General features: G+C 52.6%; 10 protein-coding genes, 12 tRNA genes and 1 rRNA gene. 22 read left to right on the top strand and 1 reads right to left on the bottom strand.

The genetic code is table 11. The annotated features are described in order from the left end of the window. The 10 genes from D3P09_RS17170 to D3P09_RS17125 all read left to right on the top strand — a co-directional run. Positions 1-127 (top strand): 23S ribosomal RNA (locus D3P09_RS17170); the annotation flags it as partial. Positions 128-313: 186 nt separating this feature from the next. Further along, a tRNA-Asn gene (locus D3P09_RS17165) sits at positions 314-389 on the top strand. 5 nt (positions 390-394) lie between these two features. Next, positions 395-470, top strand: a tRNA-Thr gene (locus D3P09_RS17160). A 63-nt stretch (positions 471-533) separates the two neighbouring features. Continuing rightward, positions 534-608 (top strand) — tRNA-Glu (locus D3P09_RS17155). A gap of 4 nt (positions 609-612) precedes the next feature. Then, positions 613-688 (top strand) — tRNA-Val (locus tag D3P09_RS17150). A gap of 11 nt (positions 689-699) precedes the next feature. Continuing rightward, positions 700-774: transfer RNA gene (locus D3P09_RS17145), tRNA-Gln, on the top strand. Between the two features lie 9 nt (positions 775-783). Beyond that, a tRNA-Lys gene (locus tag D3P09_RS17140) sits at positions 784-859 on the top strand. Between the two features lie 23 nt (positions 860-882). Next, positions 883-965 (top strand) — tRNA-Leu (locus D3P09_RS17135). A gap of 320 nt (positions 966-1,285) precedes the next feature. Then, the gene (locus tag D3P09_RS17130) at positions 1,286-2,632 is read left to right on the top strand and encodes a hemolysin family protein (protein WP_120112416.1); all 1,347 of its coding nucleotides are present in this window, start codon (positions 1,286-1,288) and stop codon (positions 2,630-2,632) included. A gap of 133 nt (positions 2,633-2,765) precedes the next feature. After that, positions 2,766-2,848, top strand: a tRNA-Leu gene (locus tag D3P09_RS17125). A gap of 46 nt (positions 2,849-2,894) precedes the next feature. Here the strand turns inward: D3P09_RS17125 and D3P09_RS17120 are convergent. After that, on the bottom strand, positions 2,895-3,299 hold the full coding sequence (locus D3P09_RS17120) for a DUF2203 domain-containing protein (protein ID WP_120112414.1): 405 nt from the start codon (positions 3,297-3,299) through the stop codon (positions 2,895-2,897). A gap of 237 nt (positions 3,300-3,536) precedes the next feature. Here D3P09_RS17120 and D3P09_RS17115 point away from each other — a divergent pair, with 237 nt between their 5' ends. The 12 genes from D3P09_RS17115 (at position 3,537) to glmM (ending at position 14,854) form a co-directional block, all read left to right on the top strand. Then, positions 3,537-4,394 carry an ABC transporter ATP-binding protein gene (locus tag D3P09_RS17115; protein WP_120112412.1) on the top strand — a complete coding sequence of 286 codons (858 nt, stop codon included), beginning with the start codon at positions 3,537-3,539 and terminating at the stop codon, positions 4,392-4,394. Between the two features lie 195 nt (positions 4,395-4,589). After that, positions 4,590-4,664 (top strand) — tRNA-Gly (locus D3P09_RS17110). A gap of 9 nt (positions 4,665-4,673) precedes the next feature. Continuing rightward, positions 4,674-4,750, top strand: a tRNA-Arg gene (locus tag D3P09_RS17105). Between the two features lie 26 nt (positions 4,751-4,776). After that, a tRNA-Pro gene (locus D3P09_RS17100) sits at positions 4,777-4,853 on the top strand. Positions 4,854-4,861: 8 nt separating this feature from the next. After that, positions 4,862-4,935: transfer RNA gene (locus D3P09_RS17095), tRNA-Gly, on the top strand. 266 nt (positions 4,936-5,201) lie between these two features. Beyond that, positions 5,202-8,006: a phosphoenolpyruvate carboxylase gene (gene ppc, locus D3P09_RS17090; RefSeq protein ID WP_120112410.1), complete on the top strand. Its 2,805-nt coding sequence runs from the start codon at positions 5,202-5,204 to the stop codon at positions 8,004-8,006. A gap of 162 nt (positions 8,007-8,168) precedes the next feature. Further along, positions 8,169-9,224 (top strand): S1C family serine protease, encoded by a 1,056-nt coding sequence (locus tag D3P09_RS17085; protein WP_120112408.1) that lies wholly within the window; start codon positions 8,169-8,171, stop codon positions 9,222-9,224. Positions 9,225-9,570: 346 nt separating this feature from the next. After that, positions 9,571-10,137: an RNA polymerase sigma factor SigW gene (gene sigW, locus D3P09_RS17080; RefSeq protein WP_120112406.1), complete on the top strand. Its 567-nt coding sequence runs from the start codon at positions 9,571-9,573 to the stop codon at positions 10,135-10,137. Between the two features lie 183 nt (positions 10,138-10,320). Further along, the gene (locus D3P09_RS17075) at positions 10,321-10,962 is read left to right on the top strand and encodes a zf-HC2 domain-containing protein (RefSeq protein ID WP_120112546.1); all 642 of its coding nucleotides are present in this window, start codon (positions 10,321-10,323) and stop codon (positions 10,960-10,962) included. A 173-nt stretch (positions 10,963-11,135) separates the two neighbouring features. Beyond that, a complete protein-coding gene (gene cdaA / locus D3P09_RS17070; protein ID WP_120112404.1) occupies positions 11,136-11,966 on the top strand; it encodes a diadenylate cyclase CdaA in 831 nt (276 codons plus the stop codon). Between the two features lies 1 nt (position 11,967). Continuing rightward, the gene (locus tag D3P09_RS17065; protein WP_165867478.1) at positions 11,968-13,449 is read left to right on the top strand and encodes a CdaR family protein; all 1,482 of its coding nucleotides are present in this window, start codon (positions 11,968-11,970) and stop codon (positions 13,447-13,449) included. A 64-nt stretch (positions 13,450-13,513) separates the two neighbouring features. Then, positions 13,514-14,854 (top strand): phosphoglucosamine mutase, encoded by a 1,341-nt coding sequence (glmM, locus tag D3P09_RS17060; RefSeq protein WP_120112399.1) that lies wholly within the window; start codon positions 13,514-13,516, stop codon positions 14,852-14,854. Positions 14,855-14,969: the final 115 nt, after the last annotated feature.

Raw genomic sequence — 14,969 nt, 5'->3', positions numbered from 1 at the left:
AGCCCCCCTCAAGATGAGATTTCCCAATTAGTAAGACCCCTTGAAGACGACGAGGTTGATAGGTTCGGGGTGGAAGCACAGCAATGTGTGGAGCTGACGAATACTAATCGGTCGAGGGCTTATCCTACAAGCTTTCCGAAGGAAAGGCTGACATCGTAAGCATATGCTTGGGTGAGCCTGGAACTTGGCGAGCACGCTAAAGAAGTTGAAGCATTACTTTCGTATCCAGTTTTCAAGGTGCAAAACACTTTGAATTGTCTTGTCTTAAAGCAATTGCAGCTCTTGGACACATTATTACAACAATGTGCAATGTTCCCTGATAGCTCAGTTGGTAGAGCACTCGACTGTTAATCGAGTTGTCACAGGTTCGAGTCCTGTTCGGGGAGCCATACTTGCTCTCATAGCTCAGTAGGTAGAGTGCATCCATGGTAAGGATGAGGTCACCGGTTCGATCCCGGTTGAGAGCTCCAGATCTTCTCTGAAGAGGTCTGTATCATTGCAATGGACAAGCTAATAGCAGCAATTATTCGTTAGGCCCGTTGGTCAAGGGGTTAAGACACCTCCCTTTCACGGAGGTAACAGGGGTTCGAATCCCCTACGGGTCACCATTATGGAGGATTAGCTCAGCTGGGAGAGCATCTGCCTTACAAGCAGAGGGTCGGCGGTTCGATCCCGTCATCCTCCACCATACCGTAACGCTGGGGATTAGCCAAGCGGTAAGGCAACGGACTTTGACTCCGTCACTCCAAGGTTCGAATCCTTGATCCCCAGCCATTTTATTAAGAGCCATTAGCTCAGTTGGTAGAGCACCTGACTTTTAATCAGGGTGTCGTAGGTTCGAGTCCTACATGGCTCACCAGTTTTTTATCCGGCAAGACCCACGCGCGTATGGCGGAATTGGCAGACGCACTAGACTTAGGATCTAGCGGGCGACCGTGGGGGTTCAAGTCCCTCTACGCGCACCATTCATGAGAAAACCCTTCGAGCAGAAGGGTTTTTTGCTGTCTATAAAAGTGTTTGAACGGTGTACAATCGGGGTATAAGCCTTTATACGGTTGAGGATGTGACTGATCTTGTCTTAGTCGATTACGCCCCTGAGAAGGAGCATAGCCACTTTATATGTAGTGGCTGGCGGGACAGTGAGAATTAACCTCCCCGAGTATTAGCATAATAAAGCAGTGAAGAAATCTGAAGATTGTTGAAACGCGGTGTTCGGATGGACGTATAGCAATAGGGAAAGCATTTTTAACTACACGGAGGTGAATCCCTCAGCTGAGGGAACTAGTTGGACGTAGCCATAGTCATCAATTTGTTACTGGTATTATTATTAATTGTGTTAACTGCATTTTTTGTCGGATCGGAATTTGCCGTCGTCAAAGTCAGAATGTCCCGTATTGATCAATTGATTGCAGAAGGCAACAAGACAGCCTTAGCAGCCAAGAAGCTTGTATCGAACCTCGATTACTACTTGTCTGCCTGTCAGCTCGGTATTACCGTTACAGCGCTCGGACTCGGTGCGCTGGGTGAACCGACAATCGAGAAATTGTTGCATCCGTTATTCCATGATTGGGGCGTATCAGACGCATGGGCCACACCGATCTCTTATGCACTAGCCCTGTCGTTAATGACATTCCTGCACGTGGTTTTTGGTGAGCTTGCGCCAAAAACACTAGCAATCCAGTATGCAGAACGGATGACGTTATTACTTGCCAGACCGCTCGTCTTGTTCGGAAAGATCTTGTTCCCGTTAATTTGGTTGCTTAACGGTTCTGCCCGTGTCTTCCTTCGCATCTTCGGCGTTCAGCCTGCCGGTCACGAACAGGCCCACTCCGAGGAAGAGCTGAAGATCATTATGACGCAGAGCTTCCAGAGCGGCGAGATTAATCAGACAGAGCTTTCGTACATGCAGAACATCTTTGCCTTCGACCAGCGCGTGGCGAAAGATGTCATGGTGCCAAGGCTTCAAGTCGTGGCCATTGACGAGAAGATGAGCAATGATGAAATATTGAGCATTATTGACGAGAATCGATATACGCGCTACCCTGTCACGCAGGATGGCGATAAAGACAAAATTATCGGTTTCCTGAATGCGAAGGAATTGGTTACAAACCTGGTGTTGAATCGTCCAACGCCTCTCAAGGACCTGATTCATGATATCGAAGCGATCCATGAGACTGCGCCGCTGCAAGACGTTCTTCTGAAGATGCAGAAGCAGGGCGTACACATCTCTCTTATCATTGATGAATACGGCGGTACGGCCGGCATCATAACGATGGAGGATATTCTGGAGGAGATCGTAGGCGAGATCCGTGACGAATTCGATGCGGATGAGAAGCCCGATATTATGAAGGTATCCGACCAAGAATATGTATTCAGCGGCCGAGTGCTGCTTAGCGATATTGAAGAGCAATTCGGCATCAAATTCGACAATGATTACAATGTCGACACGATCGGCGGATGGCTGCAAGTCCAGCTAATCTCCTTCGATGAGGAGCCTGTGCCGATCTACCACGGCAAGCACCGGTGGACCATCGTTGAGATGGACAACCATCAGATTCTGCAGGCTTCCCTTGTACTGAATGCAAGAGAAGATGAGGACGATGTAGAAGTCGAGAAAGCCGGTCGCGAATAAACGTGAGTGATCGCGAGTTCAAACGATTGAATAAATGTAAGCCAGGCATCCCGTGTGGATGCCTGGCTTATTATTGTGTAGAGGTTGCATTTTGATCGAATATCGTGTATGATCTAATTCTAGAGTTACCCACGCGCGTATGGCGGAATTGGCAGACGCACTAGACTTAGGATCTAGCGGGCGACCGTGGGGGTTCAAGTCCCTCTACGCGCACCATACATGAGAAGACCCTTCGAGCAGAAGGGTCTTTTGTTATGTCTATTTAATTTCCTTCAGCCTCAGGATGCGGTTTTCTGCCCATAAATCCTTCTGTCCAGCCGTGGTAATGCGTAATATTCGGCTCGCCCTCCTGCCAGCAGAGAAGAACCTCATCGCCATCCAGGATAGCCGGAAAGTCGACCAAGCCGGGATGGATCATTTTGAGTAGCACTCCTTTGCGGGAGAAGTTCTCCATATATAAGTTCAGCTCAACTTGCATGAAATCCAGTCTGCTTTCCATCTCGAACAGGGCATCGCTCTGGCCGTCTTGATAGATGGCTTTGACTTTGCGATAAGCGGTGTAGTGATCCTCCATTTCTTCAGCCATGCGTTGAAGCTGCCGAAGCTCTTGCTTGATGACAGGAAGCAGTGCATTGGCTTCCTCAAGCGTATATCTTTTGTTCATCATGATTCATCCACTCCCTTGCTCACAGTGTACTAGATTCGAAGGCCTGTAATCAAATCTGGCAATCTATTAGAATGCCTAGTTTTTAATATTTTCCTCCATTATGAAGAGTGGATGAAGAATGCCATTGACATTTGGACTGATAACTATTATCATCAATAGTATTGATAATCGTTATCACTGCTCAAGGCGCAGGACAGCCAAGCCCAGCCCAGTGATGGCGGAAGGAGCGTGCATGGCATGATTCGGTTAACGACTACAGGACTAGATATTTCGTATGAGGAACGTCTGATCGTTCAGAATTTGAATATTTCCATTCCCCAAGGGAAGATTACGGCTCTTGTTGGCGCTAACGGCTCGGGGAAATCTACCATACTTAAGACAATGGCGCGTATTATGAACCCTTCCAAGGGCAGCGTGCTATTGGACGGCAAGTCGATTCATAAGCAATCCACGAAGGAAGTGGCGAAGCAGCTTGCAATCCTGCCTCAGAACCCTACAGCTCCAGACGGCCTCACAGTGTCCGAACTCGTTGCTTATGGCCGTTTCCCTTATCAGAAGGGATTTGGCTCGCTGAGCAAGGAAGACCGCGCAATCGTGAAGTGGGCGGTTGAGGCTACGGGCATGGCTGACTTTGCGGACCGCCCGGTTGACCAATTGTCCGGCGGCCAGCGCCAGCGCGCTTGGATCGCAATGGCTTTGGCGCAGGAGACGGATATTCTGTTCTTGGATGAGCCTACTACATTCCTGGATATGGCGCATCAGCTGGAAGTTCTTCATTTGCTGCAGAAGCTTAACGAGATGAATAACCGGACAATCGTAATGGTTGTCCATGATTTGAACCATGCGGCTCGTTATGCCCACCATATGATCGCGATCAAGTCCGGTGTGGTCAAGGGTGAAGGATCGCCTGTAGAGGTTATCACGCCTGAGATTATGCGCGAGGTGTTCAACATCGAAGCCGACATCGTGCCGGATCCGCGCACAGGACTGCCGCTATGCCTTCCGTTCGCCCTGGCAGCGCCGCCGGTGTCCGATCGTGTTATGAAGCAAGAGAACCGTGAAGAACGGGAACAGCTCACCGCTGCAGGCGCTTAGATTCAGGCAGATATTAGATAGCCTGGCGAAATGCCCAATAGAGGAACAAAGAGCCGCATTCCCCAAGGGAAATGCGGTTTTTTTTACAAACCAAACATTTTTCGAAAAAAGGAGTTGCAATTCATTTCAGAAGGTGATATATTATTACTTGTCGCCGCGACGATAAGTTGCAGAAAGCGACGATACACTTTATGTGCGGAAGTGGCTCAGCGGTAGAGCATCGCCTTGCCAAGGCGAGGGTCGCGGGTTCGATTCCCGTCTTCCGCTCCATAGTTATTTGCGGCCTTAGCTCAGCTGGATAGAGCGTTTGACTACGAATCAAAAGGTCAGGAGTTCGAATCTCTTAGGCCGCGCCATCTTTACTTAGAATGAATCAATATTTCGGGACGTAGCTCAGCTTGGTAGAGCACCTGGTTTGGGACCAGGGGGTCGCATGTTCAAATCGTGTCGTCCCGACCATCATTCTTGCGGGTGTAGTTCAATGGTAGAACTTTAGCCTTCCAAGCTAATAGCGTGGGTTCGATTCCCATCACCCGCTCCAGTAATCACAACCGACTCCCTCTGCGATGCAGGGGGATTTTTTTGTACCAACACGCTTTCCTGTGGTAAATCATGAAAGTCGTCAGAATAAGGCGACAGATTGCGCTGCGGGACTTCAACGGCGGGTCGTTTTGTAGTATGATAGTAGAAGTGATTACGCCATTTAAAGTGAGAGTGACCTTACGAAGTTTGAAATAGGCATGTGCGTATCGATTGAGCGGATGCTTTCAAAGTGGGTTTGCTGCACAGATTTGTAGGAGGAACGGTATGTCGGAACAATCTGTATCATCAACAGCGGCTAGTCGAACACAAACAAACAATTTGCTTAGACGGGATGTACGTTTCCTGGGCAACATTCTAGGCGAAGTTCTCGTCCACCAAGGCGGACGCGAGCTGCTTGAGATCGTTGAGCAAATTCGGGAACAAAGCAAAGCGCTTCGCGCGGAATTTGTACCGGAGCTGTTCGAGCAATTCAAGTCCACAGTATCTTCCCTAAGTCCGGAAATTCGGCACCAGGTAATTCGCGCTTTCGCGATTTACTTCCAACTGGTCAACATTGCCGAACAGAACCACCGTATCAGAAGAAAGCGTGACTATGAAGTGTCTGCAGGCGAGAGCGTGCAGCGCGGCTCCATCGAAAGCGCGATTCAGGATCTGAAGGAGCGCCAGATTGGCGTAGAGGATGTACGCGACATTCTGAGCGGCATCTCTCTGGAGCTGGTTATGACGGCGCATCCGACGGAAGCAACACGCCGTGTGGTGCTTGATATTCATAAGCGCATTGCAGAGGACGTCATGCAATTGGACAATCCAACGCTGACCTTCCGTGAGCGCGAGAAGCTGAAGGAGAAGCTGCTTAACGAGGTTCTAACCTTGTGGCAGACGGATGAACTGCGTGACCGCAAGCCTACCGTTATCGACGAAGTGCGCAACGGCTTGTATTACTTTGACGAGACGCTTTTCGAAGTGCTTCCAAGCGTATACGAAGAGCTGGAGCGCTGCCTCAGCAAGTACTATCCGGAGGATCGCTGGCATGTGCCTGACTTCCTTCGCTTCGGTTCCTGGATCGGCGGAGACCGCGACGGGAATCCTTCCGTTACCGCTAAGGTGACATGGGAGACGCTTCAGCTGCATCGTCAGCTGGCGCTCAACAAGTACGAAGAGAAGCTGAATGATCTTACGGACCTATTGAGCTTTAGCACGAACCTGGTGACGATTACGGACGAATTGCAGCAATCGATTCAGTCCGACCGCGAGCATGTCGAGCTGAAGTGCGTAGATCCTTGGCGCATTGCTACAGAGCCATACCGCATCAAGCTGGCTTATATGCTGGAGAAGCTGGCCAATACGCGAGATGAGTCGCTGAAGGGCACGGCGAATCGCTACAACCATCCAAGAGAGCTTCGTGAAGACCTGCTGGTGATTGACCGCAGCTTGCGTCATCACTATGCCGATTATGTTGCCGATACGGACCTGGCGAAGCTGGTCCGCCAAGTGGAGCTGTTCGGCTTCCACCTGATGGCGCTGGATGTTCGCCAGCATAGCCAAGAGCATGAGAACGCCATGGCTGAGATCCTGGCGAAGATGCATGTTGTAGAGGACTACGCTTCCCTCTCGGAAGAAGAGAAGACGAAGCTGCTTCACCAATTGCTGAACGATCCGCGTCCGCTGACATCGAGCCATCTGGACTACTCCGAATCGACTCGCGAGTGTCTGGATGTGTATCAGACGATCTACCGTGCGCAGCAGGAGTTCGGCGAGAACTGTATTACGAGTTATCTGATCAGTATGACGCAAGCCGCCAGCGATATGCTGGAGGTTATGGTATTCGCTAAGGAAGTCGGCTTGTTCCGCAAGGAAGCCGATGGCACGATTCGCTGCACGCTGCAATCCGTGCCACTCTTCGAGACGATCGACGATCTGCATGCCGCTCCTGGCATTATGAAGGAGCTGTTCGAGATTCCGGTCTACCGCAAGGCGGTAGAAGCGCGGGGCAACATGCACGAGATCATGCTCGGCTACTCCGACAGCAACAAGGATGGCGGCGTGGTTACTGCGAACTGGGAGCTGCGCGTAGCACTGAAAGAAATTACGGCAGCCGGCAAGGAATACGACGTGAAGCTGAAGTTCTTCCATGGACGCGGCGGAGCGCTCGGACGCGGCGGCATGCCGCTGAACCGCAGTATTCTGGCTCAGCCTCCACATACGGTTGGCGGCGGCATCAAGATCACGGAGCAGGGCGAGGTATTGTCTTCGCGTTACTCGATGCAGGGCATCGCTTACCGAAGCCTGGAGCAAGCGACTTGGGCGCTGATTACTTCCGCAAGACTTGCGAAGTATCCGCAGCAGGAACCAGCAGCGGAAGCGGAGTGGGATGCGATTTCCCGTTCGATCTCGGAGACGGCGCTGAACAAGTATCAGGACCTGATCTTCCGCGATCCGGACTTCCTGACATTCTTCAAGGAGTCTACACCGCTGCCTGAGGTTGGCGAGCTGAACATCGGCTCCCGTCCTTCCAAGCGCAAGAACAGCGACCGCTTTGAGGATCTGCGCGCGATTCCATGGGTATTCGCCTGGACCCAAAGCCGTTACTTGCTGCCGGCATGGTATGCAGCCGGTACGGCGCTTCAGCAATACGTCGGCGACGATGGGGAGAAGCTGGCTACGCTGAAGACCATGTACGAGCAATTCCCGTTCTTCCGCTCGCTGATTGATAATTTGCAGATGGCGCTGGCGAAGGCTGATCTGGTTATCGCGAAGGAATATGCGAATATGATCAAGGAGCAAAGCATCCGCGATCGCATCTTCTCGCAGATTGAAGCCGAGTACGCGCTGACTTCCAATCTGATCCTGAGTATTACGGGCCAAGACGAGATTCTGGACAACGTTCCAGTCATTCAAGAATCGATCCGTCTCCGCAATCCGTATGTTGATCCGCTCAGCTACATGCAAGTGCAGCTGCTGACGGAGCTTCGCGACCTGCGCGCGAATGATCAGGATGATCAAGAGCTGCTGCGCGAAGTGCTGCTGACCATTAACGGAATTGCAGCCGGCCTTCGCAATACGGGCTAATGTCTGTAGCTTCAAATTCCAGCCTCCTTCCTCGGTTCCGACACCGGGGAGGAGGTTTTTTCATGCGCGCATATATTTATGTAGGTTTTAGTCCCTCTTAAGATTGGTTTAAGGTGCAGCCCTCATGATAGAGCTATAAAGTTCACCAGTTCATGAGGGAGGATGATGAAAATGAACGAAGAGAACAACTATAACACGACTAGCCGAAATGATGCGGATACGGGAAGGCAGCTGGCTGCTCCACAATTCGAAGCTTATTATAGGGAAGTGAATCAAAGCCGGCCTAGCCGGAAAAAGAAAAATGCGGCGCTTCCGCTATTCGCGGCGTTTCTGACAGGCGCGCTGGTCATTGGCGGATTTACGTATGCGGCGGACAAAAACAACCTGTTCACAGGCGGCCTAATGGGTGAGAAGGGCGCAGCCGGCATACAGGCTAGCAGCGGCAACGGACAAGATGCAGGCCTGACGACAGCGTCGGTGAATACGAAGGACGATATGGCTGCGATCTACGAGCAGGCCAGTCCAGCCGTCGTGAAGATCGAGAACTACGGCCAGTCGAAGGCGCAAGGCAGCATGAGGATGGACCCATGGCTGGAGCAGTTCTTTGGCGGACAAGTCTCGCCTGACCGGAATGGCGGCTCGGCAACGCCCCAGAACGATCAAGGCTCGCTGGTGTTGAATGGCTCCGGTACCGGCTTCTTCTTCGATAAGGAAGGGCTGATCCTGACCAATGAGCATGTCGTGTCCGGCGCATCGGAAGTGAAGGTGCAAGTGCAGGGCTACGACGAGCCGCTGACGGCGGAGGTGCTGGGCTCGAGCTATGACCTGGATCTGGCGGTGCTGAAGGTGAGGCATCCGGACGGAGGCACATTCCCGGCACTCAAGCTGGGCAGCTCCGATGAGACACAGATCGGCGAATGGGTGCTGGCGATCGGCAACCCGTACGGCTTCGACCATACGCTGACGATGGGCGTGCTAAGCGCGAAGGAACGTCCGATTACGATCCAGGATGAACAAGGGGAGCATAAGTATGAGCATCTGCTTCAGACCGACGCCTCGATTAATCCCGGCAACTCCGGCGGTCCGCTGCTGAATGCGAAGGGTGAGGTCATCGGCATGAACACGGCGGTGAATGCTGAAGCCCAGGGCATTGGCTTTGCGATTCCGACGACGACGATTCTGGAAGTGCTGGAGAAGCTGAAGACGAACACTTTGTAAGAAGACGGTGAAGAGAGGACGCTGCAGCTTCGGGCTGGCAAGCGGCCTCTTTTTCATCATTCGCCCCTCTTTAGTTAGATATTACCACTCCGGATAAGCCAAGGGTGTCCCCATCCCGGACCGAAGCCTCATAATCTCGTCCAATGAGACTAATCGCTTGCGTAATGGTCTTGCATTTTGGGTTCATGTCGATTACCATTTTTCTAGAAGGATTCTTATTTGCATGTCCCTTGTAAGTGATTGCCGATTGGATTAGATAAAGCATAGGTGGTAGAGGTATCGTTCCGGACGTCCGCTCATAAGGCGGCGGAGACGAACGATCGTAACGTTTGGAGGAAATGACAAGGTGAACGTGTTGGAGAATAGGCTTGCGAGGCTCGCGCTGAAGGGCGACCAGCAAGCGTTCGCTGAGCTTGTGGACCTATATCAGGACAAGCTCTTTCATATGGCTTACCGTATGCTGAACAACAGGCAAGAAGCCGAGGATGTCGTTCAGGATACGTTTTTGCGCGTATACAAAAACCTGGAGAGGTTTGACGAGACGCTCAAGTTTTCAACCTGGATCTACCGGATCGCAACCAATTTATGTATCGACCGTCTGCGCAAGCGGAAGCCAACCTATTCGCTGGATGCCGAATCGCAGGAGTATGACGGTCTTGACGGCTATTCCATGATTCCAAGCGATAACCGGACACCGGAGTCGGAGCTGATCCTGTCCGATACGCAGCGGATCATCCATCAGGCGATGGAGTCGCTGCCGCCGAAGTACAAGTCCGTTATGATGCTTAGATATATACAGGACCTGTCGCTGCAGGAAGTGGGCGATATACTGGATATGCCGGTTACCACAATCAAAACCCGCGTCCATAGAGGCCGAGAATTTCTTCGCAAGAAGCTCGAGCATCGATTATAAGCAGAAGCAATTTTATTTTTTTGAAACATCCCTCTTTCTGATACGTATCCTATAACGAGATCATGCTTACCAAGGAATCATACGGGCAAGCAGAATCATTAGGGCGTTAGCAGGCAATTTATTCTCCCGACCGAAGCGGGATGACATTCGTATAATCGAGCATAGAAGAAAGGAATGGCTGCTATGGAATGCAAAGTCGCCATCGTCAAAATCCATGACTATCTGGACGGCGAGCTGCCACGTGAAGAAATTACCGAACTAAAAACACACTTGAAGTCGTGTTCCGCTTGCAGCGAGCGGTTAGAACAGCTGGAGAAGGCCGATGCAGCGGCATTCGCCGCCTGGGAATCGGTCAAGCCAGCCGCGCAGCTCAGCAGCGCCGCATCGGCTGATCTGAAAAATCGCATCATGGCGCAGCTGCCGAAGCCGAAGAACACCGAGCGCAATCGCTTTATCCGCATCTTGTACCGTTATCCGGGACTGACCGCCGCGGCTGTATTTCTGCTGGTCATGCTGGGCAGCTTCTTCTCCTCATGGGATCAGGACGCCAGGATGATCGTATCGGGCGAGGACTTGCAGCATGTCGTCATTAACGGCAACACGGTGATTGTGCCCGAGGGCGTGAAGGTAACGGGTAACCTGACCGTAGAGAACGGCAGAGTAGAGGTGCAAGGGTCCGTCGACGGCAACGTGACCGTCATCGACGGCTCCATGGTGCTGGCTTCGACCGGCCATATCGCGGGACAAAGCCGTACGATCGACCAGGCGCTGGACTGGTTCTGGTATAAGGTAACGTCCGCTTTCGGCGGCGTAATCCCTCATTGAAATAGCATAGCGGCTTCCCTTATGTAGAAGGGAAGCTTTTTTTCTACACACTTCTGAAAAGATTTCTGAAAATAATTTAAAAATAAAGGATTTCCAATCCCCGATATAGAAAACAATAAAGTTGAAACGCGATTAAAAACATACTGACGTGGTCTGCAGTTGGGGGTTGGCGTATGAGCTACTTAACAGATTCGACATGGCAGGATTGGCTGAAGGATATTATCGATGTCGGCATCGTTAGCTTTATTATTTATAAATTGATTTTGATTGTGAAAGGTACGCGGGCGGTCCAGCTTCTCAAAGGGATTTTTGTGCTCGTCGCCACATGGGCAATCAGTACCTGGTTCAATCTGTATACGCTGAAATGGCTGATGAATCAGATGTTCACATGGGGGATCATTACCGTCGTGATCATCTTCCAGCCGGAGCTGCGGCGCGCGCTGGAGCAGCTTGGACGGGGCAATCTGTTCTCACGGACTTCGTCCATCGAACGCAATGCGCTGAGCGAGCAATTAGAGGAAATCATTCGGGCTGTACAGCATATGTCGAAACGGAAGATCGGCGCGCTGATTGTGTTCGAGCGCAAGACAGGCGTGTCGGAGCTAATTGAGTCCGGCATTCCGCTGGAGTCCCGCATTTCATCGGAGCTCCTGATCAACATCTTCACGCCGAATTCGCCGCTGCATGATGGAGCGGTTATCATTAGAGGCAGTCAGATTATGGCGGCGGGCTGTTATTTGCCGCTGTCGGAGAATCCTTTTATCAGCAAAGAGCTTGGGACAAGGCATCGCGCCGCAATCGGTGTCAGTGAAGTGAGCGATGCGCTGTCCGTCACAGTATCGGAGGAGACGGGACAAGTCTCCCTCTCCATTAACGGCATGATTGTCCGGGATATCAACGAAGAATCGCTTATCTCCAAGCTGTTCGAGGAATTGACATCGAATGACGGCAAGGACAAGGAGAAGCGCGGCTTCGCCGCGTTATGGAAGCGGAAGGGAGAATGACATGGATAAATGGCTAAGTCATCCTACTGCGCTGAAAATCATTTCTGTATTATTAGGGGTACTGTTGTTCGCAGTGGTACATATAGATCCGGAGACGTCGCCGCAGACGCTAACCTCCAGCATTGACACGAAGGTCATCGAGGCGGCTACGATTGTCCCGATCGGCCTTGATGAGGAGAAGTACGTGCTGACGGCTATGGAACCGACGGTAGCCAGGCTCGTAGTAGAGGGGAAGATCTCGAACCTGCGAGCTGCGACGAACGCGGATTATGTGGTGAATGTGGATTTGTCGGGCGTGACCAAGCCGGGATTCCAGGAGCTGCCGCTGGCGCTTAAGCTGCCTCGCGGAGTGAAGGAAGTGGAGCTTTCGCCTAGACGGGTTATGGTCCATATAGAGGAGATTGTGACCAAAACTTTTGATGCTCAGGTGATGACCGTAGGGGATCCGGCTTCCGGATTTGTCGTGGGCGAGCCGGAGATTCTGTCGGAGGGCGGCAGAAGCGTTCAGGTGACGCTGCCTAAAGATGATATGGACCGGGTAGGCCTTGTTGCGGCGACGCTGGATATCTCGGATGCAGAGAAAACGGTTGTGAACAAAAAAGCAAAGCTTGTCGTCTACGATACGGAAGGCCAGGAAATTCCGAATGCCGTCGCCCAGCCGTCAACGATTCATGCTGAGGTCAAGGTGACGCTGCCGTTCAAGCAAGTGCCTCTGCAGCTGCGGTATTCCGGAGAGCTTCCAGAAGGCATGAGCCTTGTGTCGGTGAAGCCGAGCGTCGATCATGTGACGGTCTATGCGACGCAAGAAGAATTGGATGCGGTCTCGATCTATGATGGCGCGGTGCTTGACCTGTCGAAGGTGAGGCAATCGGGGACGATCAAGGTGAAGGCTCCGCCTGTCGATCATATTCAAGCAGTCAATCCGGGAGAGATTGACCTGGATATCGTCGTCGAGGTAGCGACGACCCGCAAGCTGTCGAATATACCGATTACAATAACAGGCGCTGGTCCGGGAATAGCCGCCCAGGTGGCGACCCCTGCGAGCGGTACGATAGATCTGGAGATAAGCGGGGCGGAGGCTGTGCTGGCTGATGTGCGTGCGGATGATATTGCCGTTGTCGCGAAGGTCGCCGGACTGGATCCCGGGACGCATACGGTCGCGCTGGAGCTGGAGCTGCCTCCCTATGTGCAGCCGGTGCTGGCTGACGGCCAGTCGCTAAGCGCAACGATCGAGATTATCGATACGACCGCTTCGAATGGCGGCGAGGAGCCGGAGGATATCGAGGTGGGCGGCAACCCGACAAGCCCGCCTGAAGAGGGCCACGAAGGCGGCAGTCCGGGCAATAGCGGAAGCGGGACTGGCAATGCCAGCGCCCGGTCAGCAGGCTCGAACGGGAGCATCCAGTACGCGCTGGTGGACGCAAACCGCCGATCCCCGTCGAATTCTTTAATGTCTTGGCAAAAAGAGGACGCAACCACTTAGGGTGTTCATACGTTAATCGTAAGAAGGATCGTAACAATATGGGGAATAGAGGGGAAACATAAATATGGGGAAATATTTCGGAACGGACGGCGTGCGCGGTGTTGCCAATACAGAGCTTACGTCTGAGCTCGCTTACAAGATCGGACGCTGCGGAGGCTATGTCCTGACCAGAACGGCACATCAGCCGAAGGTGGTCATTGGCCTCGATACCCGGATATCGGGCCCGATGCTGGAGGCGGCGCTAATCGCCGGCTTGCTGTCGATCGGCGCAAGTGTCGTGCGGCTTGGCGTTGTATCTACGCCTGCGGTGGCTTATTTGACGAAGGAGCTGGGTGCTGATGCCGGCGTTATGATCTCCGCTTCGCATAACCCTGTTGAAGATAACGGCATTAAATTTATTGCCGGGGACGGCTTCAAGCTGTCCGATGAGACGGAGCTTGAGATCGAGGCGCTGCTGGATGCGGAGAAGGACGAGCTTCCCCGCCCGGTCGGCGGTGACATCGGAACGGTAACAACCGATGAAGGCGCGAAGCAGCGTTACCTGGATTTCTTGAAAACAACGGTGAAGGGCGACTTCTCCGGTCTTAAAATCGTTCTCGACTGCGCGAACGGGGCCGCTTACCAGCTTGCTCCGGCGATCTTCCGCGAGCTTGGCGCGGACGTGACGACTGTAGGCGCGGAGCCGGACGGCCGCAATATTAATGCCGGCGTAGGCTCGACGCATCCGGAATACCTGCGGGAGAAAGTGCTGGAGCATGGCGCCGATCTCGGCCTGAGCTTCGACGGCGATGCTGACCGTTTGATTGCAATCGATGAGAAGGGCGAGGAAGTCGACGGCGACTACATCCTCTGCATCGTTGGCGACCGCTTGAAGCGGGAGGGCAAGCTGGCCGAGGATACTATCGTAACGACGGTCATGGCCAACATCGGCTTCTTCAAAGGTACAGAGAGCATTGGCCTGAAGACGGCAAAGACAGCTGTCGGGGACCGCTATGTTATGGAAGAAATGCGCCGCGGCGGCTACAATCTGGGCGGCGAGCAATCCGGCCATGTCATCTTCCTTGATTACATTACGACAGGTGATGGCATTCTGACCGCTCTGCAGCTGGTAGAGACAGTTGCGGCTTCCGGCAAGAAGCTGGGCGAGCTGAAAGGCCTGATGCGCAAGTTCCCACAGAAGCTGGTGAACGTGCGGGTAGCCGATAAGAGCCTGTACAACGGTAATGCCGCTATTGAAGAAGCGGTGAAGCAGGTGGAAGCGGAGCTAGGCGACAATGGCCGCGTGCTTGTGCGTCCATCTGGTACGGAATCGCTGATTCGTGTCATGGCGGAAGGTCCTGACAAGGAACAGGTAGAAGCGTATGTGGATCAGATCGCTAATGTGGTGAAACGTGAACTAGGTTAAGTAAGGCTTTATAGACATAGAGAAGGACAGCTGAGAGAAGCATCAAGCTTCGCTTGGCTGTCCTTTGTTGTTTTCGGATAGGGAAAGGCGCCCCTAGGGAAATGGGTATATGCCG

It is taken from the genome of Paenibacillus pinisoli, from assembly GCF_003605435.1.
In the GTDB taxonomy this organism is placed as follows: domain Bacteria; phylum Bacillota; class Bacilli; order Paenibacillales; family Paenibacillaceae; genus Pristimantibacillus; species Pristimantibacillus pinisoli.
Note: the sequence above shows the minus strand (reverse complement) of the source record. Positions and strands in the feature narration are given on the sequence as shown.

What these genes read in the sequence shown, in the direction of transcription:
- D3P09_RS17120 (WP_120112414.1), bottom strand. Translation starts at nt 3,299, where the DNA reads ATGATGAACAAAAGATATACGCTTGAGGAAGCCAATGCACTGCTTCCT.
- D3P09_RS17115 (WP_120112412.1), top strand. Translation starts at nt 3,537, where the DNA reads ATGATTCGGTTAACGACTACAGGACTAGATATTTCGTATGAGGAACGT.
- ppc (WP_120112410.1), top strand. Translation starts at nt 5,202, where the DNA reads ATGTCGGAACAATCTGTATCATCAACAGCGGCTAGTCGAACACAAACA.
- D3P09_RS17085 (WP_120112408.1), top strand. Translation starts at nt 8,169, where the DNA reads ATGATGAAAATGAACGAAGAGAACAACTATAACACGACTAGCCGAAAT.
- D3P09_RS17075 (WP_120112546.1), top strand. Translation starts at nt 10,321, where the DNA reads ATGGAATGCAAAGTCGCCATCGTCAAAATCCATGACTATCTGGACGGC.
- cdaA (WP_120112404.1), top strand. Translation starts at nt 11,136, where the DNA reads ATGAGCTACTTAACAGATTCGACATGGCAGGATTGGCTGAAGGATATT.
- D3P09_RS17065 (WP_165867478.1), top strand. Translation starts at nt 11,968, where the DNA reads ATGGATAAATGGCTAAGTCATCCTACTGCGCTGAAAATCATTTCTGTA.
- glmM (WP_120112399.1), top strand. Translation starts at nt 13,514, where the DNA reads ATGGGGAAATATTTCGGAACGGACGGCGTGCGCGGTGTTGCCAATACA.